Genomic DNA, 19,605 nt, shown 5'->3' with positions numbered 1-19,605 from the left:
ACCTGCTAAAAACGTTGTGAACAGAGTTATCCACAGCCTCTGTACATAAACCCGCCAGCCTGAAAAATCAACGTCATACAAATTAAATATTTATGCATTTGATTTATAAGCTTATTTATTTATCCCAAAACGTTATGCCGATCACTTGCTCTTTTTGTTGCAGTTGAAAGACAACGTGTTTTTATTTTTATGCACAAATCCACAGAGTGAGATTTCGGGCGATACGCCCGCGCGGCGCACCCCGTCAGGCATCCCTTGGCAAACCTTTTTCCACAGCCCGTATCAACCGTTTTTTCTGCGCCGTTTGCACCTCGATGCCCAGCGCTTCACGGCGAGCGAGCTGTTGCGCCAGCGCCCAGTGGATATGTTCGTCCAGCATGGCGTCCTGGTCCAAACGCGTGCGCAGCGCGAGCACGATGCTGTCCTCATAAGGCGCATTGCCCAGCGCCACGGCGATGTTGCGCAGCCAGCGCAGGTGACCGATGCGGCGTATCGCCGAGCCTTCGGTGATGCGCAGGAATTTTTCTTCCGTCCAACTGAACAGATCGATCAGCTGCGGCGCATGCAGCGCGGCGCGCGGGCTGAAATCGTCTTCGTCGGTGAGTTGCGAAAATCGGTTCCACGGGCAGATCAGCTGGCAGTCGTCGCAGCCGTAGATACGGTTGCCGAGCAGCGGCCGGAATTCCTCCGGGATCGCGCCTTCCAGTTCGATGGTCAGATAGGAAATGCAGCGCCGGGCATCGACGGTGTAGGGCGCGACGATGGCCCCGGTCGGGCAAGTGGTGATGCAGGCGACGCAGCGGCCGCACTGCTCTTCCTGCGGCTGATCCACCGGCAGCGGCAGGTCGATCAGCAGTTCGCCGAGGAAAAACCAGGATCCGGCTTCGCGGTTAAGAATTAGTGAGTGTTTACCAACCCAGCCGATGCCCGCCTTGGCGGCCAGCGCGCGCTCCATGACCGGCGCCGAGTCGACAAAGGGGCGGAAATTCAGTTCGCCGCAGTAGGCCTGGATCTGATCGCCCAACTTTTTCAGGCGCTGACGCAACAGCTTGTGATAATCGCGCCCCAGCGCATAGCGGCTGACGTAGCCCAATTGCGGGTTCTGCAGGGTGCTGGCGAACGCCGCCTTGGCCGGCAGGTAGTTCATGCGCACGCTGATCACCCGCAGCGTGCCCGGCAACAGCTCGTGAGGGCGCGCGCGCAGCATGCCGTGGCGCGCCATCCACTCCATCTCGCCGTGGTACTGTTTGTCGAGCCAGGCCTGCAGCTTCGGCTCTTCCAGGCTGAGATCGGTATCGCAGATGCCAACCTGCTGGAATCCTAGCGATTGCCCCCATTGCTTGATATGTTGGGCGAGTTGATGGAGATCGAGGGGGTGCGTCATGACGGGCCACAGTGAAAAAGCATACGCTGACAGTTTACCACACTCTGTCTGGCCTGCGGATTGGATCCGTCGTTCGGAACCTGCGGCGGCGGCCTCGCTCGGTCTTTCTCTTTACGATTTAATGCTGCGCGCCGGTCAGGCGGCCTACGTACTGGCGCGCGACACTTATCCCTCCTGCAACCACTGGCTGGTGCTCTGTGGCCACGGCAACAACGGCGGCGACGGCTATGTGGTGGCGCGTTTGGCGAAGGCGGCGGGCGTGCAGGTGACGGTGATCGCCTGCGAAGGCGCACGCCCTTTGCCGCCGGAGGCCGCAGCGGCCCGCGAGGCCTGGCTGGCCGCTGGCGGCGATATTCTGCCGGCGAACAGCCGCTGGCCGGCGTCCGTCTCTCTTATTATCGACGGTCTGTTAGGCACCGGCCTGGGCAGCGCGCCGCGCGCGCCTTACGATGCGCTGATCGAGGCCGCCAACCGCCATTCGGCGCCGGTGGTGGCGCTCGATATTCCGTCCGGGCTGCTGGCGGAAAGCGGCGCGGCGCCGGGCGCGGTCGTGCGTGCCGCGCATACCGTCACGTTCATTGGCCTCAAGCCGGGTTTGCTGACCGGGCAGGCGCGCGACTGGGTCGGGCAACTTCATCAGAATACGCTAGGCTTATCGGATTGGTTGGCGAAGCAACCGGAACAGATTCAGCGGCTTACCGCCGAGGCGTTGCCGCGCTGGCTGCATCCGCGGCGCCCCTGCGCCCATAAGGGCGAGCATGGCCGTCTGCTGCTGGTGGGCGGCGACCGCGGATTCGGCGGTGCCATTCGCATGGCGGCGGAAGCGGCGCTGCGCAGCGGGGCTGGATTGGTGCGAGTGCTTACTCACATTGAGCACGTCGCGCCGCTGCTGGCGGCCAGGCCGGAGTTGATGGCGCAGGCGCTGGACGAGACGACCTTGCGGCAGGCGATGCAATGGGCGGACGTGCTGGTGATTGGCCCGGGGCTGGGCCAGGCTGAGTGGGGCAAAAACGCCTTGAACGTGCTGCAAACCAGCGATAAACCGGCCTTGTGGGACGCCGATGCGCTGAACTTGCTGGCATTAAATCCCGAGAAACGGCAGAATCGCGTGATGACTCCGCATCCCGGAGAGGCGGCGCGGCTGTTGAGCTGCAGCACTGCCGACATCGAGAGTGATCGCTTACTTGCCGTGCGTAACCTGACGGCGCGCTACGGCGGCGTGGCGGTGCTGAAAGGCGCCGGCACGCTGATCGCCGATGAGCAGGGCCAGATGGCGATCGCCGACGTCGGCAACGCCGGCATGGCCTCCGGCGGCATGGGCGATGTGCTGTCGGGCATCATCGGCGGTTTGCTGGCGCAAAAGCTCTCGCTGTATGATGCCGCCTGTGCGGGCTGCGTCGTACACGGCGCGGCCGGCGATCGCGTAGCGGAAAGACAAGGAACAAGAGGCATGTTGGCGACCGATTTACTGCCGGACATCCTTCATTTCGTTAACCCTGAGTGGGCAAAATAGACTTTATCGAATGAAAGAACTCGTTTTACCTCTGCCGGACGAGGCAGCGACTGTCGCTTTGGGCACCACTTTGGCCAAGGCCTGCGATCGCGCCAGCGTCATCTATCTCTACGGCGACCTGGGCGCCGGTAAAACCACCTTCAGCCGTGGCTTCCTGCAGGCGTTGGGGCATCAGGGCAATGTCAAAAGCCCGACCTACACGCTGGTGGAGCCCTATGCCTTGCAGCCCTTGGCGGTATATCACTTCGATCTGTATCGCCTGGCCGATCCGGAAGAGCTTGAATTTATGGGCATTCGCGATTACTTCGCGCAAGACGCCATCTGCCTGGTCGAATGGCCGCAGCAGGGCACCGGCGTGCTGCCGGAGCCGGATCTGGCGCTGCACCTCAGCTATCAGGGCGAGGGGCGAGAGGCGAAGATCGAGGCGATTTCTGCTTACGGCAGCCAGCTGTTAGACCGTATTCATGGATCACAGGGATGATGCTGCAATGACGCATGCGTTGAAAAAATTTGCGGTCATCATGCTGATCGCCGTGCTGGGGCCGCTCGGCGCGTTGAACGCGCTGGCGGCGTCCTCGCTGTCCGATATCAAAGTGTCCAACGCCCAGCGCGAAGCGACGGTGTCGGTGAGCTTCAATGGCCCGCCGGACTACGCGTTTTTCCCGCTGCACGGCCCGGAGCGCGTGGTGCTGGACGTCAACCAGAAAGGCAAGGTCGGCGGGCTGCCGCTCAATTTCAGCGGCCAAAACCTGGTGAAAAGCATTCGCTCCAGCGCGCCGAAAGACGCTCAGAGCGTGCGCCTGGTGTTTGATCTGACTCAGCGCGCTAAAACCCGCGTCTCCACCCGCCAGAACGGCGGCGTGCACACCGTGGTATTCACCCTTACGGCCGAAGGCGGCGTCAATACCGTGGCGCGTAAAGCGCCGGTCCAAACGCCTGCGCCGGTCGCCGTCAGCCAACCGCCGCGTCAGGCGCCGGTCGCGGTGCGTGAAGCGCCGGAGCCGCCGCTGCGCAAAGCGCCGACGGGATCGAATCCCTTTACCAATAAACAGAGCGTTGTCGCGGGCACCGCCACTGAGGTGACGCCGCGCAGCAGCCGCGTTTCCGCCGGTTCCGGCGATCGGGTGGTGGTGGCGATCGACGCCGGCCACGGCGGCCAGGATCCGGGCGCCATCGGCCCGAGCGGGTTGAAGGAGAAGAATGTCACTATCGCCATCGCGCGTCGCCTGCAGGCGATGCTGGACGCCGATCCGCAGTTCAAGCCGGTGCTGACACGTAACGGCGACTATTTTATTTCGGTGATGGGGCGTTCCGACGTTGCGCGTAAACAGGGCGCCAACGTGCTGGTCTCCATCCACGCCGACGCCGCGCCAAACCGCAGCGCCAGCGGGGCTTCCGTCTGGGTGCTGTCCAATCGCCGCGCCAACAGCGAAATGGCCGGTTGGCTCGAACAGCATGAGAAGCAGTCCGAGCTGCTCGGCGGCGCCGGCGACTTGCTGGCCAACAGCCAGGCCGATCCTTATCTGAGCCAGGCGGTGCTGGATCTGCAGTTCGGCCACTCGCAGCGCGTTGGCTACGATGTGGCGGTGAAGGTGCTGCAGCAGCTGCAGAGCGTCGGATCGTTGCATAAACGCCGGCCGGAACACGCCAGCCTGGGCGTGCTGCGTTCGCCGGATATTCCATCGCTGCTGGTGGAAACAGGATTTATCAGTAATAGCACGGAGGAGCGGCTGCTGGGCAGTAGCGCGTATCAGGAGAAGATTGCCAAGGCCATTCATAACGGCCTGCGCAGCTACTTCCTGGCGCATCCGCTGCAAGCCGACCCAAAGGTGGAAAACCGACCGCTGGACGTCGCAGCGGCGGTTAACACCTCAACACCAGACGTGCGCCAGCCTGAGCCTATCGTCAGCTCGGCCGGCGCGAGCCGCAGCGTAAGCGGCAAGACCCAGATCCACGTGGTGAAACGGGCGGAGACGCTGTCCGGCATCGCCGACAGCTACGGCACGACCATGGCGGCGCTGCGGGATCTGAACAAACTGAAGAAAGACGGCGTGTGGGTCGGGCAGCGCCTGAAGGTGCCGGCGGGGAAAACCGCCGCCGTCACCGCCGTCGCCAAAGCGAAAACGCCGGCGAAGAAGCCGTCTAAACATAAAGTGGCCCGCGGGGACACGCTGTCCTCCATCGCTTCTCGCTACGGGGTCAGCGTCGGCGATTTGAAACGGGTCAATAATCTGAAGTCGGACGTCGCGCCGCTGGATCGGACGCTGACCATTCCGCAGGCCTAGCGCCACCGCTACAGGAGTCAGCATGCCTATCCAGGTGTTACCGCCACAGCTCGCCAACCAGATCGCCGCCGGAGAGGTGGTCGAACGCCCCGCGTCGGTCGTCAAAGAGCTGGTGGAAAACAGCCTGGACGCCGGTGCGACGCGCATCGATATCGATATCGAACGCGGCGGCGCCAAGTTGATCCGCATTCGCGACAACGGCTGCGGCATCGGCAAGGACGATCTGGCGCTGGCGCTGGCGCGGCACGCCACCAGTAAAATCAGCACGCTCGACGACCTGGAGGCTATCGTCAGCCTCGGTTTTCGCGGCGAAGCGCTGGCCAGCATCAGCTCGGTTTCCCGTTTGACCCTGACGTCGCGCACCGCAGACCAGAGCGAAGCGTGGCAAGCCTATGCCGAAGGGCGCGAACAGGCGGTGACGGTCAAACCCGCTGCGCACCCGGTCGGCAGCACGCTGGAAGTGCTGGATCTGTTTTACAACACCCCGGCGCGCCGCAAGTTCATGCGCACCGAGAAAACCGAATTCGGCCATATCGATGAAGTGGTGCGGCGCATCGCGCTGGCGCGCTTCGATGTGGCGATCAACCTCAGCCATAACGGCAAACTGATCCGCCAATATCGGGCGGCGAAGGAAGAAAGCCAGCACGAGCGCCGTTTGGGCAGCATCTGCGGCCCGGCGTTTTTGCAGCATGCGCTGAACATCGACTGGCAGCATGGCGATCTGAGCATCCGCGGTTGGGTGGCGGATCCGGACGGGGCGCGCCAGCTGGGTGAGATGCAGTATTGCTACGTCAACAGCCGCATGATGCGCGATCGCTTGATCAACCACGCCATTCGTCAGGCCTATCAGGATCAGTTGAAAGACGATCAGCAGCCCGCTTACGTGTTGTATCTGGAGGTGGATCCGCACCAGGTGGACGTCAACGTTCATCCCGCCAAGCACGAGGTGCGTTTCCATCAGGCGCGGCTGGTGCACGATTTTATCTACCAGGCGGTGACCACGGTGCTGCAACAGGCCGGGCAGACGCCGTCGCTGCCGCTGGCGGAAACGCCTGACGAGGCGCCTGCGCCGGTCTGGCAGCAGGAAAACCGCGTCGCCGCCGGCGGCAACCATTTTTCACAGCCGGCGCCGCGTCGCGAAACGCCGCCACCGGCCGGCGCTGCCCGCGAGCGCGCGCCGCAGCCCGGTTGGCAAACGGCGGGCGGTTACCAGAAACGCGAAGGCGAGCTGTACGGCAAACTGATGCGGCCTGCCGCCGAGCCGCAGGCCGAGGCCGCGCCGGAAGCCCCGAGTCGGCCGCCGCTGTTCCCACCGGTGAAAGCCGCCGTGGAAACGCCGTTGGCGAGCGGGCAACACAGCTTTGGCCGGGTGCTGATGATCCATCCGCCGTGCTACGCACTGATTGAACAGTGCCAGCAGCCGGCGTTGCTCAACCTGACGGTGGCCGAGCGCTGGCTGCGCCAGGCGCAGCTCAATCCGCCGACGGAAGGGCTGCGGCCGCAGCCGCTGCTGATCCCAGTCAAGCTGACGTTGGACAAGAACGAAGCGGCGGCCATCGCGCGGCATCAGGCGCTGCTGACGATGATGGGGCTGGACTTGCAGACGGATCACGGCCGTGTGACGCTGCGCGCAGTGCCTTTACCATTACGCCAACAAAATTTACAAAAACTGATACCCGAACTGTTAGGCTATCTGGCCGAGCATCAGGAGATGTCGCCCGCGGTGTTGGCCACCTGGCTCGCTCGCCGTCTCGGCAGCGAACATGAACAGTGGAACACCTCGCAAGCGATACAATTGCTGACCGACGTTGAACGACTTTGCCCGCAGCTGGTCAAATCGCCACCGAGCGGACTTTTACAACCCGTTGATTTACAGGCCGCACTGGCGGCCCTCAAGCATGACTGAAACTGAAATGACATCACGTCCCCCGGCTATTTTCATCATGGGGCCGACCGCCTCGGGCAAGACCGCGCTGGCGATCGCGCTGCGCGAGCGCCTGCCGGTGGAACTGATCAGCGTCGATTCCGCGCTGATTTATCGCGGCATGGATATCGGCACCGCCAAGCCGAGCGCCGAAGAATTGGCGCAGGCGCCGCATCGGCTGATCGATATTCGCGATCCCGCCGAAGCTTACTCGGCTGCGGAGTTCCGCGCCGATGCGCTGAAAGAGATGGCCGACATCACCGCCGCCGGCCGCATTCCGCTGTTGGTGGGCGGCACCATGTTGTATTTCAAGGCGTTGCTGGAAGGATTGTCGCCGTTGCCGTCCGCCGATCCCGCGGTGCGCGAGCGCATCGAACGGCAAGCGGCGGAGCAGGGCTGGGAGGCGCTGCACCGTCAGTTACAGGCGATCGATCCGGTCGCGGCAGTGAGAATTCATCCGAATGATCCGCAGAGACTGTCCAGAGCACTGGAAGTTTTTTTTATTTCGGGTAAAACTTTAACGGAACTGACTAAAATTTCGGGTGAATCGTTACCGTATCAAGTTCACCAATTTGCGATAGCGCCGACCAGCCGTGAGTTGATCCATCAACGCATCGAGCTGCGGTACCATCAAATGTTGGCGGCGGGTTTTGAGACGGAAGCGCGTGCACTTTTCGCACGGGGTGATTTGCATACGGACTTGCCCTCCATTCGCTGTGTCGGTTACCGCCAGATGTGGTCATACTTGTCTGGTGAAATTAGTTACGATGAGATGGTTTATCGTGGTATTTGCGCAACACGTCAGTTGGCTAAACGCCAGATGACCTGGTTACGGGGTTGGGAGTCGGTCCATTGGTTGGACAGTGAAAAGCCGGGAGAGGCTTTGGACTCGGTGACACAGGTTGTTAGTGCATAGGTTGGGTGATTGTGTACAATTGCTGAGTATTCAGCGCGCAAATTTTTTACGTCGTTTATTTTAGAGCCGACAGGTTCTTAGTTACAAACAACAAGCAAATAAGGAAAAGATAGAATGGCTAAGGGGCAATCTTTGCAAGATCCGTTCCTGAACGCATTGCGTCGTGAACGTGTTCCGGTTTCTATTTATTTGGTGAATGGTATTAAGCTGCAAGGCCAGATTGAGTCTTTTGACCAGTTTGTCATCCTGTTGAAGAACACGGTTAGCCAGATGGTGTACAAGCACGCTATCTCTACCGTTGTCCCGTCACGCCCGGTTTCGCATCACAGCAACAACCCGAGCGGCGGTTCAAGCAACTATCACCATGGCAACAATCCGTCTGCGCAGCAACAGCCGCAGCAGGAAAGCGATGACGCTGAATAAAGCGCGTTGCAAGTCAACCATGACGGGGAGCATAAGCAGCCGCGGGCTGTTTATGTCCCCCAAACTCACGGTGAGTGTCCGTTTGAGAGGTTGCACGCTTGTTTGACCGTTATGAAGCCGGTGAGCAGGCCGTACTGGTTCATATCTATTTCTCGCAAGACAAAGATACGGAAGACCTCAACGAGTTCGAATCGCTGGTCTCCTCAGCCGGTGTCGAAGCTTTGCAAGTGGTGACTGGTAGCCGCAAAGCCCCGCATCCGAAGTACTTTGTCGGCGAAGGAAAGGCCGAAGAAATTGCAGATGCGGTGAAAGCCAGCGGCGCGTCTGTTGTCCTGTTTGATCATTCCCTTTCCCCGGCGCAGGAAAGAAACCTCGAGCGCCTGTGCGAATGCCGGGTGATCGATCGCACCGGGCTGATTTTAGACATCTTTGCCCAGCGTGCCCGCACCCATGAAGGTAAGCTGCAGGTGGAGCTGGCGCAGCTGCGTCACATCGCCACGCGTCTGGTACGCGGCTGGACGCACCTGGAGCGGCAAAAAGGGGGGATAGGCCTGCGCGGGCCGGGGGAAACCCAGCTTGAGACCGACCGTCGCCTGTTACGCGATCGCATCAGCTTGATTCTGCGCCGCCTGGAGCGGGTAGAGAAGCAGCGTGAACAAGGCCGACGTGCGCGGACCCGCGCCGATGTGCCGACCGTATCGCTGGTGGGCTATACCAACGCCGGCAAATCCACCCTGTTTAACCGAATAACGTCTGCCGAGGTGTATGCGGCGGACCAGCTATTTGCCACCCTGGATCCTACGTTGCGGCGCATTGATGTGCCGGACGTGGGGGATACCGTGTTGGCGGATACCGTAGGCTTTATCCGGCACCTGCCGCACGATCTGGTGGCCGCCTTCAAGGCGACGCTGCAGGAGACGCGCCAGGCCTCTTTGCTGCTGCACGTCATCGACGCGGCGGATCCGCGCGTCGACGAGAACATCGACGCGGTGAACACCGTGCTGGCGGAGATAGACTCGGATGAAATCCCTACACTGTTAGTGATGAACAAAATAGATATGCTGGACGATTTTGTGCCGCGTATCGACCGCAACGATGAAAACCTGCCGATCCGGGTGTGGCTGTCCGCCGCCAGCGGAGAGGGTATTCCGTTGCTGTATCAGGCGTTGACGGAGCGCTTATCGGGGGAGATCGCGCATTACGAATTGCGCTTACCGCCACGGGCAGGCCGTCTTCGCAGCCGTTTTTACCAGCTTCAGGCGATTGAAAAAGAGTGGAACGAAGAGGACGGCAGCATTGGCGTGGTGGTGCGAATGCCGATCGTCGAATGGCGTCGTCTCTGCAAGCAAGAACAGGACCTGATTGACTTTATCGTATGATCATATCCTGTTACATTTATGCTTCGCGAAAGCCTGAAGTACCCAATCACAGAATATGGAGCTAAAACATGGCGTGGAATCAGCCCGGTAATAACGGACAGGACCGCGACCCGTGGGGGAGCAGCAATAACAATGGCGGCAACTCTGGCGGTAACAACAAAGGCGGTCGTGATCAAGGGCCACCTGATTTGGATGATATCTTCCGCAAACTGAGCAAGAAATTGAGCGGTTTTGGCGGAGGCAAAGGCTCCAACAGCAATAGCGGCGGCACCGGGGCCTCCGGCCCGGGCTTCAGCGGCCGCATTATCGGTATCGCGGCGGTTGCCGTGGTGGTGATCTGGGCCGCCAGCGGCTTCTACACCATCAAGGAAGCCGAGCGCGGCGTTGTGACGCGTTTCGGTAAGTTCAGCCACCTGGTGCAGCCGGGCCTGAACTGGAAGCCGACCTTCATCGACGACGTGCGTCCGGTGAACGTGGAATCCGTGCGTGAGCTGGCGGCGTCCGGCGTGATGCTGACCTCCGATGAAAACGTGGTGCGCGTGGAAATGAACGTGCAGTACCGCGTGACCAACCCGGAAGCGTACCTGTTCAGCGTCGTCAATGCCGACGACAGCCTGAGCCAGGCGACCGACAGCGCCCTGCGCGGCGTGATCGGCAAATACTCGATGGATCGCATCCTGACCGAAGGCCGTACCGTGGTGCGTAACGATACGCAGCGCATGCTGGAAGAGACCATTCGTCCTTACAACATGGGCATCACGCTGCTGGACGTCAACTTCCAGGCGGCGCGTCCGCCGGAAGAGGTGAAGGCGTCGTTCGACGATGCGATCGCCGCGCGTGAGAACGAGCAGCAATACATCCGTGAAGCGGAAGCTTACGCCAACGAAGTTCAGCCGCGTGCGAACGGCCAGGCGCAGCGTCTGCTGGAAGACTCCAAGGCTTATAAAGACCGCACCGTCCTGGAAGCTCAGGGTGAGGTGGCGCGCTTTGCCAAGCTGTTGCCGGAATACAAGTCCGCCCCGCAGATCACCCGCGAGCGTCTGTATATCGAAACCATGGAAAAAGTGCTGGGCCATACCCGTAAGGTGTTGGTGAGCGACAAAGGCAACAACCTGATGGTGCTGCCGCTGGATCAGATGCTGCGCGGCCAAGGCGCGGCGACGGAGAGCGGCAACAAGGATACCAGCCTGATTCGCCTCAATCCGAATCCAGCGCCGGCTGCCAACAGCAGCACCCCGCGCACCAGCAGCGGATCGGTTATGGATCAGCGCCGGGCGAATGCGCAGCGTGACGACACCACTCGCGTAGGGAGAGAGTAATCAATGCGTAAGTCTTTTGTAGTTATTGTCCTCGCGGTGCTGGTGGTGCTGTACGCTTCGCTGTTCGTGGTGCAGGAAGGCCAGCGCGGCATTGTGCTGCGCTTCGGCAAAGTGCTGCGCGACGGCGAAAACAAGCCGCTGGTGTATGCGCCGGGTCTGCACCTCAAGATCCCGTTCATTGAGACCGTGAAGAACCTGGATGCGCGTATCCAGACCATGGACAACCAGGCCGATCGCTTCGTGACCAGCGAGAAGAAAGACCTGATCGTTGACTCCTATCTGAAGTGGCGCATCAGCGACTTCAGCCGCTACTATCTGGCGACCGGCGGCGGCGACGTCTCCCAGGCCGAAGTGCTGCTGAAGCGTAAGTTCAGCGACCGTCTGCGTTCCGAAATCGGCCGCCTGGACGTGAAAGACATCGTGACCGACTCGCGCGGCAAGCTGATGTCTGACGTGCGTGACGCGCTGAACACCGGCACCGTGGGTGACGGCGAAGAAGTGGCGACCACCGAAGCCGATGACGCTATCGCCTCTGCGGCGGCGCGCGTTGAGCGGGAAACCACCGGCAAACAGCCGCAGGTGAACCCGAACAGCATGGCGGCGTTGGGCATCGAAGTGATCGACGTGCGTATCAAGCAGATCAACCTGCCGGCCGAAGTCTCCGACGCCATCTACCAGCGTATGCGCGCCGAGCGTGAAGCGGTAGCCCGTCGCCTGCGCTCGCAGGGCCAGGAAGAAGCCGAGAAACTGCGTGCCAGCGCGGACTACGAAGTGACCCGTACCCTGGCGGAAGCCGAGCGTCAGGCGCGTATCACCCGTGGTGAAGGCGATGCTGAAGCAGCCAAGCTGTTCGCCAATGCGTTCAGCCAGGATCCGGACTTCTATGCCTTTATCCGCAGCCTGCGTGCCTATGAAGCCAGCTTCAAGGACAATCAGGACGTGCTGGTACTGAGCCCGGACAGCGATTTCTTCCGCTACATGAAGTCGCCTGATACCCTGCGCAAATAAGCGCGGCAGGCAATCTGATCGAGGGCCCGTTTTCGCGGGCCCTTTCTCGTTTTTGGGGGATGCATGAACTCAACGATTTGGCTGGCGCTCGGGCTGGTCCTGGTGCTGGAAGGACTGGGGCCGATGCTGTTTCCGCAGGCCTGGCGCAAAATGATTGTGGCGATATCGCAATTGCCGGACGCGACGCTGCGGCGATTTGGCGGTGGAATAGTGGTTGCGGGCTGCGTGATCTACTACATGTTGAGCGGCCGCACGGGTCTTTAAAGTCTAGCCCAAAATTTATGCAATCGTATGCTAAAAGTGCTGAAAATCGAAAATTACGGTGGTAGAATCCATTTTTAAGCAATCGGTGATTTTGAAAAATGGGTAAGAACGTCGTCGTACTGGGCACCCAATGGGGTGACGAAGGTAAAGGCAAGGTTGTAGACCTGCTGACTGAACGGGCTCAATATGTTGTGCGCTACCAAGGTGGCCATAACGCTGGCCACACTCTGGTAATCAACGGTGAAAAAACCGTTCTTCATTTAATTCCTTCAGGCATTCTGCGTGAAAACGTCACCAGCATCATCGGCAACGGTGTTGTTCTGGCGCCGGACGCATTGATGAAAGAAATGGGTGAACTCGAAGCGCGTGGCATCCCGGTACGCGAACGTCTGTTACTCTCTGAAGCTTGCCCGTTGATCCTGCCTTACCACGTTGCGTTGGATAACGCGCGTGAGAAAGCGCGCGGCGCGAAAGCGATCGGCACCACCGGTCGCGGCATCGGCCCGGCTTACGAAGATAAAGTGGCTCGTCGCGGTCTGCGCGTCGGCGATCTGTTCAACAAAGAAACCTTCGCCGTTAAGCTGAAAGAGATCGTCGATTACCACAACTTCCAACTGGTCAACTACTACAAAGTTGAAGCCGTCGATTATCAGGCGACGCTGGACTACGTGCTGTCTATCGCCGATATCCTGACCGCGATGGTGGTTGACGTTTCCGAACTGCTGGACGGCGCGCGCAAGCGTGGCGATCTGATCATGTTCGAAGGCGCTCAGGGCACCCTGCTGGATATCGACCACGGTACTTACCCGTATGTGACCTCTTCCAACACCACCGCCGGCGGCGTGGCTACCGGTTCCGGCATCGGCCCGCGTTATGTGGACTACGTGCTGGGCATCGTGAAAGCCTACTCCACTCGCGTGGGTGCAGGCCCGTTCCCAACCGAACTGTTCGATGAAACCGGCGAGTACCTGTGCAAGCAGGGTAACGAGTTCGGCGCCACCACCGGCCGTCGTCGTCGTACCGGCTGGCTGGACGCGGTAGCGGTGCGTCGCGCGGTGCAGATCAACTCCCTGTCCGGCTTCTGCCTGACCAAACTGGACGTCCTGGACGGCCTGAAAGAAGTGAAGATCTGCGTGGGTTACCGCATGCCGGACGGCCGTGAAGTGGACACCACTCCGCTGGCGGCTGAAGGCTGGGAAGGCATTGAGCCTATCTACGAAACCATGCCGGGCTGGAGCGAAACCACCTTTGGCGTGAAAGAGCACAGCAAGCTGCCTCAGGCTGCGCTGAACTACATCAAGCGCATCGAAGAAGTGACCGGCGTACCGGTAGACATCATCTCTACCGGCCCGGATCGCAGCGAAACCATGATCCTGCGCGACCCGTTCGACGCATAATCAGGCTTTGCGGCATTAAACAAACCGGGCGCGTCCCGGTTTGTTTTTATCCTGACTCCCTCCGATTGCGGTTTCACGTCAAAAAATCCTTTCATAAACCCGCCTTAGGGCGCGGGATTCGCTAAATAATTAGCGACGAACTCTCCGGCTGGTTTATTATCCAATGAGTAATCTTTTGAATAGCGCCGAAAAGTGGCGTATCAGACGGGTAAAGTCATACCCAGAGGTAAGATGTGCAGTTAACAAGTTTTACTGATTATGGTCTGCGGGCGTTGATCTACATGGCCTCGTTGCCGCAGGACAAGATGACCAGTATCTCGGAAGTAACCGAGGTGTATGGCGTGTCTCGCAACCATATGGTGAAGATCATCAATCAGTTGAGCCGGGTCGGTTTTGTCACGGCGGTGCGCGGCAAGCATGGCGGCATCCGTTTGGGCAAACCGGCCGAGAGCATTCGCCTCGGCGACGTCGTGCGGGCGCTGGAGCCGCTTGCGCTGGTTAACTGCAGCAGCGAGTTTTGTCACATCACCCCTGCCTGCCGATTGAAGCAGGTGCTCCAACAGGGCGTACAGAATTTCCTTGAAGAGCTGGATAAGCATACGTTGGCCGACATGGTCGAAGACAATCCGCCGCTCTACAAGCTATTGCTTGTCGAATAAAACGACGTTGAGAAGACAAGGCTCAACGTCATCCTGCTGATGACAACGGAGGAACCGCAATGTCACAAGATCCATTCCTGGAACGAGAAGCAGAAAAATACGAATCTCCCATTCCCAGCCGTGAATATATCCTGGCCCATTTGGCGAAACGAGAAACGCCGGCCAGCCGCGAAGAACTGGGCAACGAATTGGGCCTCAGCGGCGAAGAACAGCTGGAAGCGCTGCGCCGCCGCCTGCGCGCCATGGAGCGCGATGGCCAGTTAGTGTTTACCCGCCGCCAGTGCTACGCGCTGCCGGAGCGTTTGGACCTGCTGCGCGGCACGGTGATCGGCCACCGCGACGGCTACGGCTTCCTGCGCGTTGAAGGCAGCAAAGACGATCTGTACCTGTCCGCCGAACAGATGAAAATGGCGATCCACGGTGACGTGGTGCTGGCGCAGGCGCTGGGCGCGGATCGCAAAGGGCGTCGCGAAGCGCGCATCGTGCGCGTGCTGGTGCCGAAAACCAGCCAGATCGTCGGCCGCTTCTTCATGGATGCCGGTACCGGCTTCGTGGTGCCGGACGACAGCCGTCTGAGCTTCGATATTCTGATCCCGGCGGACAGCGTCAGCGGCGCGCGCATGGGCTACATGGTGGTAGTGGAGCTGACTCAGCGCCCGACCCGCCGCACCAAAGCGGTCGGCAAGATCGTCGAGATCCTCGGCGACAAAATGGGCACCAGCATGGCGGTGGATATCGCGCTGCGCACCCATGAGATCCCGCATACCTGGCCGCCGCAGGTGGAAAAGCAGGTGGCCGATCTCAGCGAACAGGTGCCGGAAGCGGCCAAGAAGGGCCGCGTCGATCTGCGCAAGCTGCCGTTGGTCACCATCGACGGTGAAGACGCGCGCGACTTCGATGATGCCGTGTACTGCGAGAAAAAACGCGGCGGCGGCTGGCGCCTGTGGGTAGCGATCGCCGACGTCAGCTACTATGTGCGTCCACGCACCGCGCTGGACGACGAAGCGCGCAGCCGCGGCAACTCGGTGTATTTCCCGTCGCAGGTGATCCCGATGCTGCCGGAAGTGCTGTCCAACGGGCTGTGCTCCCTGAACCCGCAGGTCGATCGCCTGTGCATGGTGTGCGAGATGACCATCTCCGCCCAGGGGCGCCTGTCCACGGCCAAGTTCTACGAGGCGGTGATGAGCTCCCACGCCCGCCTGACCTACAACAAGGTGTGGCACATTCTGCAGGGCGATCAGGAGCTGCGCGAGCATTACCACCCGCTGGTCAAGCACCTGGAAGAGCTGCACGCCATGTACAAGGTGCTGGATAAGGCGCGCGCCGAGCGCGGCGGCATCGCGTTTGAAACCGAAGAAGCCAAATTCATCTTCAACGCCGAACGCCGCATCGAGCGCGTGGAGCCGACGGTGCGCAACGACGCCCACAAGCTGATCGAAGAGTGCATGATCATGGCCAACGTGGCGGCCGCGCGCTTCGTCGAGAAACGCAACGAGCCGGCGCTGTACCGCGTGCACGATCGTCCGAGCGATGACCACATCTCCGCGCTGCGCAGCGTGCTGAGCGAGCTGGGGCTGACGCTGGGCGGCGGCAACAAGCCGCAGCCGAAGGACTATGCGGTGCTGATGGATGAAGTGTCCGAGCGCCCTGACCACGAAATGCTGCAAACCATGTTGCTGCGCTCGATGAAGCAGGCGATTTACGATCCGGAAAACCGCGGCCACTTCGGCCTGGCGCTGGCCTCTTACGGCCACTTCACCTCGCCGATCCGCCGTTATCCGGATCTGGCGTTGCACCGCGCGATCAAATACCAGCTGGCCAAAGAGCATGGCGAGCCGAAAGAGCGCTGGACGCCGACCGGCGGCTGGCACAGCGAATTCGAAGAGATGCTGCAGCTGGGCGAACACTGTTCGATGACCGAGCGCCGCGCGGATGAAGCGACGCGCAACGTCGCCGACTGGCTGAAGTGCGACTTCATGCAGGATCACGTCGGTGAAGTGTTCAGCGGCATTATCTCCAGCGTGACCGGCTTCGGCTTCTTCGTGCGCCTGAACGATCTGTTCATCGACGGGCTGGTGCACGTATCAACGCTGGATAATGATTACTATCGCTACGATAATATCGGCCAGCGCCTGATCGGCGAGTCTTCCGGCACGGTCTATCGCCTGGGGGATACGGTGGAGATCCGCGTGGATGCGGTGCATATGGACGAGCGCAAGATCGACTTCGCGCTGGTGTCCAGCACCCGCAAAGCGCGCGGTGAAGGCAAAACCGAGCGCGAACGCGCCAAGAAGGGCGGCCAGCGCACGCTGCGCGACAGCGGCAATGCGGGGCGCGGCAAGCGCCGCGGCGGCAAACCGCCGGCCAACTTCGAGCCGGACAGCGCCTTCCGCAAGCAGGATGACGCCAAGCCCGCGGACAACGTGAAGAAGGCGAAAAAGAAAGCCAAGAAAGCGTCCGACAAAACGCGGAAAATCGCGGCGGCGACCAAAGCCAAACGCGCAGCCAAGAAGAAAGGTGCCGAGCAGGCTTAACCTGCCGCACATCGTTACCATCGGCCGGTTATCGCCGGCCGCACGACTTTAAAAGAGCATCATGAGCGAAATTATTTACGGCATCCACGCCGTCAAAGCCCTGTTAGAGCGCGATCCGCAACGCTTCCTGGAAGTGTTTATCCTGAAAGGCCGCGAAGATCGCCGCCTGCAGCCGCTGATCGCCGAGCTGGAAGCGACCGGCATCGTGATCCAGGTGGCGAACCGCCAATGGCTGGATGACAAGGTTGAAGGCGCGGTGCACCAGGGGATCATCGCCCGGGTGCGCGAAGGGCGTCAGTATCAGGAGAACGATCTGCCGGGCCTGTTGGAGAGCGTGGAAACGCCATTCCTGCTGGTGCTGGACGGCGTGACCGACCCGCATAACCTCGGCGCCTGCCTGCGCAGCGCCGATGCGGCCGGCGTGCACGCGGTGATCGTGCCCCGCGATCGTTCCGCCCAGTTGAACGCCACCGCCAAGAAAGTGGCCTGCGGCGCCGCCGAAAACGTGCCGTTGATCCGCGTGACCAATCTGGCGCGCACGCTGCGTCTGCTGCAAGAGATGAATGTCTGGGTCGTCGGCACCGCCGGCGAAGCCGACCATACCCTGTATCAGAGCAAAATGACCGGCCCGATGGCGCTGGTGATGGGCGCGGAAGGCGAAGGCATGCGCCGCCTGACCCGCGAACACTGCGATGAGCTGATCAGCATCCCGATGGCCGGTACCGTCTCTTCACTGAACGTGTCGGTTGCCACCGGCATCTGCCTGTTCGAAGCGGTGCGCCAGCGCGGCTGATTCTTCTGACGGGGGCGCCGTGCTCCCGTTAATTCCCCCTCTTGTGATCCCGCCTGCGGCAGAAATCTCTGCGCCGACCATACTTACTCCTGACGCTTTTTTCAGGGAGCATTCTCATGGTCTGGACTACGCACACCGTTTTTAACCAACCCAAGCCGCTGGGCAACAGCAACCTGTTTCTCTCCGATACGCCGCTGCGCGAAGCGTTGCAGCGCGAGCAAGGCGGTTGGGACGCCGAGGTATTGGCTTCGCTGGGCCAGCAGCTCGGCACGCAGGAGTCGCTGGAGCTGGGGCGGCTGGCCAACGCCAACCCGCCGGAGCTGCTGCGCTACGACGCCACCGGCCAGCGGCTGGACGACGTTCGCTTTCACCCGGCCTGGCATATCCTGATGCAGGGGCTGATCGCCAACCGGGTGCACAACCTGCCCTGGCAGGAGGATGCGCGCATCGGTTCCTTCGTGGCGCGCGCCGCGCGCTTTATGCTGCATGCGCAGGTCGAGGCCGGCACGCTCTGCCCGGTGACCATGACCTTCGGCGCCACGCCGCTGTTGCTGCAGGCGTTACCGGCCGAGTTTCGCGCCTGGCTGACGCCGCTGCTGTCGGATCGTTATGACGCTCATCTGCTGCCGGGCGGGCAAAAGCGCGGCCTGCTGATCGGCATGGGCATGACGGAGAAACAGGGCGGCTCCGATGTCTTGAGCAATACCACCACCGCCACGCCGCTCGGCGCGCGCGGGCCGGGCGAAGCCTACCGGTTGGTGGGGCATAAGTGGTTCTTCTCGGTGCCGCAAAGCGATGCGCACCTGGTGCTGGCGCAGGCCGAAGGCGGGCTGTCCTGTTTCTTCCTGCCGCGCATTTTGCCGGACGGCAGCCGCAACGCCATTCGCCTTGAGCGGTTGAAAGACAAGCTGGGCAACCGCTCCAACGCCAGCAGCGAGGTGGAGTTTCAGGACGCCACTGCCTGGCTGCTGGGGGATGAGGGGGACGGGGTGCGGCATATCCTGAAGATGGGCGGCCTGACCCGTTTCGACTGTTCGCTGGGCAGCCACGGCCTGATGCGCCGCGGGCTGTCGGTGGCGCTGTATCATGCGCTGCAGCGGCAGGCGTTCGGCAAGTTGTTGATAGAACAACCGCTGATGCGCCAGGTCTTGGCGCGCATGGCGCTGCGGCTGGAAGGGCATACCGCGTTGCTGTTCCGGCTGGCCCGCGCCTGGGAGAGCCGCAGCAATGAAGGCGAACTGATCTACAGCCGGCTGCTGACCCCGGCGGCCAAATACAGCATTTGCCGTCAGGGCATGCCGTTCATCGCCGAGGCGATGGAGGTGCTGGGCGGCATCGGTTACTGCGAGGAGAGCGAGCTGCCGCGCCTGTACCGTGAAATGCCGGTGAACAGCATCTGGGAGGGCTCCGGCAACATCATGTGTCTGGACGTGTTGCGCAGTCTGCATAAACTGCCGGGCGCGCTCGAGATGTTGCAGTTCGAGCTGCAGCCGGTGCGCGGCCAGAATCGGTTGTTCGATCACGCCTGGCGGCAGTGGCAGCAGCGTGCCCGGCAACCGAGCGAGGAGATGGGGCGGCTGCTGACTCAACAGCTGTTCGACCTGTGCTGCGCCGCGCAGCTGCTGCAGCACGCCAGCCCGCTGATCGCCGACGCCTGGTGTCATCTGACGCTGGATCACCGCGGCGAGGGCCTGCTGTCGGCCGAGGCGTGCGAACTGCTGCTGAACCGCGCCATCGGCGGTTAGGGAAAAGGGTGGCGCCCGGCGGCGAAAACCTTTTTAATTCAGCCTCACTCTGACAGGAAAAT

The 19,605-nt window shown here is 61.2% G+C and carries 16 protein-coding genes; 15 read left to right on the top strand and 1 reads right to left on the bottom strand.

Features of this window, described 5'->3' with window-relative positions:
* Positions 1 to 244: 244 nt before the first annotated feature.
* Positions 245 to 1,384, bottom strand: a complete 1,140-nt coding sequence (queG, locus tag J0X03_RS22155) for a tRNA epoxyqueuosine(34) reductase QueG (protein WP_047025076.1) — start codon at positions 1,382 to 1,384, stop codon at positions 245 to 247.
* Here queG and nnr point away from each other — a divergent pair.
* From nnr to J0X03_RS22080, 15 genes are all read left to right on the top strand, one after another.
* Positions 1,383 to 2,897 carry a bifunctional ADP-dependent NAD(P)H-hydrate dehydratase/NAD(P)H-hydrate epimerase gene (gene nnr / locus J0X03_RS22150; RefSeq protein WP_147880179.1) on the top strand — a complete coding sequence of 505 codons (1,515 nt, stop codon included), beginning with the start codon at positions 1,383 to 1,385 and terminating at the stop codon, positions 2,895 to 2,897. The genes queG and nnr overlap by 2 nt on opposite strands.
* A 10-nt stretch (positions 2,898 to 2,907) precedes the next feature.
* The gene (tsaE, locus tag J0X03_RS22145) at positions 2,908 to 3,378 is read left to right on the top strand and encodes a tRNA (adenosine(37)-N6)-threonylcarbamoyltransferase complex ATPase subunit type 1 TsaE (protein WP_025305017.1); all 471 of its coding nucleotides are present in this window, start codon (positions 2,908 to 2,910) and stop codon (positions 3,376 to 3,378) included.
* A 7-nt stretch (positions 3,379 to 3,385) separates the two neighbouring features.
* Positions 3,386 to 5,182, top strand: coding sequence for an N-acetylmuramoyl-L-alanine amidase AmiB (gene amiB / locus J0X03_RS22140; RefSeq protein WP_033651497.1), 1,797 nt, complete (start codon positions 3,386 to 3,388; stop codon positions 5,180 to 5,182).
* Positions 5,183 to 5,204: 22 nt separating this feature from the next.
* Positions 5,205 to 7,088, top strand: a complete 1,884-nt coding sequence (gene mutL, locus J0X03_RS22135; RefSeq protein WP_160203910.1) for a DNA mismatch repair endonuclease MutL — start codon at positions 5,205 to 5,207, stop codon at positions 7,086 to 7,088.
* Positions 7,081 to 8,022, top strand: a complete 942-nt coding sequence (gene miaA / locus J0X03_RS22130; RefSeq protein WP_047025079.1) for a tRNA (adenosine(37)-N6)-dimethylallyltransferase MiaA — start codon at positions 7,081 to 7,083, stop codon at positions 8,020 to 8,022. The genes mutL and miaA overlap by 8 nt, the downstream gene beginning before the upstream one ends.
* A 114-nt stretch (positions 8,023 to 8,136) precedes the next feature.
* Positions 8,137 to 8,445: an RNA chaperone Hfq gene (gene hfq / locus J0X03_RS22125; RefSeq protein ID WP_004933678.1), complete on the top strand. Its 309-nt coding sequence runs from the start codon at positions 8,137 to 8,139 to the stop codon at positions 8,443 to 8,445.
* 98 nt (positions 8,446 to 8,543) lie between these two features.
* Positions 8,544 to 9,824, top strand: coding sequence for a ribosome rescue GTPase HflX (hflX, locus tag J0X03_RS22120; protein WP_042783518.1), 1,281 nt, complete (start codon positions 8,544 to 8,546; stop codon positions 9,822 to 9,824).
* Between the two features lie 68 nt (positions 9,825 to 9,892).
* A complete protein-coding gene (hflK, locus tag J0X03_RS22115) occupies positions 9,893 to 11,143 on the top strand; it encodes an FtsH protease activity modulator HflK (RefSeq protein WP_033641626.1) in 1,251 nt (416 codons plus the stop codon).
* Positions 11,144 to 11,146: 3 nt separating this feature from the next.
* Complete coding sequence (hflC, locus tag J0X03_RS22110) at positions 11,147 to 12,151, top strand: protease modulator HflC (protein WP_004933669.1); 1,005 nt, start codon at positions 11,147 to 11,149, stop codon at positions 12,149 to 12,151.
* Between the two features lie 63 nt (positions 12,152 to 12,214).
* On the top strand, positions 12,215 to 12,415 hold the full coding sequence (locus J0X03_RS22105) for a DUF2065 domain-containing protein (RefSeq protein ID WP_069100487.1): 201 nt from the start codon (positions 12,215 to 12,217) through the stop codon (positions 12,413 to 12,415).
* Between the two features lie 98 nt (positions 12,416 to 12,513).
* On the top strand, positions 12,514 to 13,812 hold the full coding sequence (locus J0X03_RS22100) for an adenylosuccinate synthase (protein WP_025159583.1): 1,299 nt from the start codon (positions 12,514 to 12,516) through the stop codon (positions 13,810 to 13,812).
* A 233-nt stretch (positions 13,813 to 14,045) separates the two neighbouring features.
* Entirely contained in the window at positions 14,046 to 14,471 is a 426-nt protein-coding gene (gene nsrR, locus J0X03_RS22095) for a nitric oxide-sensing transcriptional repressor NsrR (protein ID WP_015376391.1), read from the top strand.
* A 59-nt stretch (positions 14,472 to 14,530) separates the two neighbouring features.
* On the top strand, positions 14,531 to 17,005 hold the full coding sequence (gene rnr / locus J0X03_RS22090; protein ID WP_047025081.1) for a ribonuclease R: 2,475 nt from the start codon (positions 14,531 to 14,533) through the stop codon (positions 17,003 to 17,005).
* A gap of 61 nt (positions 17,006 to 17,066) precedes the next feature.
* Positions 17,067 to 17,798 (top strand): 23S rRNA (guanosine(2251)-2'-O)-methyltransferase RlmB, encoded by a 732-nt coding sequence (gene rlmB, locus J0X03_RS22085; RefSeq protein WP_004933653.1) that lies wholly within the window; start codon positions 17,067 to 17,069, stop codon positions 17,796 to 17,798.
* 116 nt (positions 17,799 to 17,914) lie between these two features.
* Positions 17,915 to 19,543, top strand: coding sequence for an isovaleryl-CoA dehydrogenase (locus J0X03_RS22080; RefSeq protein ID WP_160203911.1), 1,629 nt, complete (start codon positions 17,915 to 17,917; stop codon positions 19,541 to 19,543).
* Positions 19,544 to 19,605 lie beyond the last annotated feature (62 nt).

It is taken from the genome of Serratia ureilytica, from assembly GCF_017309605.1.
Taxonomy (GTDB): domain Bacteria; phylum Pseudomonadota; class Gammaproteobacteria; order Enterobacterales; family Enterobacteriaceae; genus Serratia; species Serratia ureilytica.
Note: the sequence above shows the minus strand (reverse complement) of the source record. Positions and strands in the feature narration are given on the sequence as shown.

What these genes read in the sequence shown, in the direction of transcription:
- nnr (WP_147880179.1), top strand. Translation starts at nt 1,383, where the DNA reads ATGACGGGCCACAGTGAAAAAGCATACGCTGACAGTTTACCACACTCT.
- queG (WP_047025076.1), bottom strand. Translation starts at nt 1,384, where the DNA reads ATGACGCACCCCCTCGATCTCCATCAACTCGCCCAACATATCAAGCAA.
- tsaE (WP_025305017.1), top strand. Translation starts at nt 2,908, where the DNA reads ATGAAAGAACTCGTTTTACCTCTGCCGGACGAGGCAGCGACTGTCGCT.
- amiB (WP_033651497.1), top strand. Translation starts at nt 3,386, where the DNA reads ATGACGCATGCGTTGAAAAAATTTGCGGTCATCATGCTGATCGCCGTG.
- mutL (WP_160203910.1), top strand. Translation starts at nt 5,205, where the DNA reads ATGCCTATCCAGGTGTTACCGCCACAGCTCGCCAACCAGATCGCCGCC.
- miaA (WP_047025079.1), top strand. Translation starts at nt 7,081, where the DNA reads ATGACTGAAACTGAAATGACATCACGTCCCCCGGCTATTTTCATCATG.
- hfq (WP_004933678.1), top strand. Translation starts at nt 8,137, where the DNA reads ATGGCTAAGGGGCAATCTTTGCAAGATCCGTTCCTGAACGCATTGCGT.
- hflK (WP_033641626.1), top strand. Translation starts at nt 9,893, where the DNA reads ATGGCGTGGAATCAGCCCGGTAATAACGGACAGGACCGCGACCCGTGG.
- hflC (WP_004933669.1), top strand. Translation starts at nt 11,147, where the DNA reads ATGCGTAAGTCTTTTGTAGTTATTGTCCTCGCGGTGCTGGTGGTGCTG.
- J0X03_RS22105 (WP_069100487.1), top strand. Translation starts at nt 12,215, where the DNA reads ATGAACTCAACGATTTGGCTGGCGCTCGGGCTGGTCCTGGTGCTGGAA.
- J0X03_RS22100 (WP_025159583.1), top strand. Translation starts at nt 12,514, where the DNA reads ATGGGTAAGAACGTCGTCGTACTGGGCACCCAATGGGGTGACGAAGGT.
- rnr (WP_047025081.1), top strand. Translation starts at nt 14,531, where the DNA reads ATGTCACAAGATCCATTCCTGGAACGAGAAGCAGAAAAATACGAATCT.
- rlmB (WP_004933653.1), top strand. Translation starts at nt 17,067, where the DNA reads ATGAGCGAAATTATTTACGGCATCCACGCCGTCAAAGCCCTGTTAGAG.
- J0X03_RS22080 (WP_160203911.1), top strand. Translation starts at nt 17,915, where the DNA reads ATGGTCTGGACTACGCACACCGTTTTTAACCAACCCAAGCCGCTGGGC.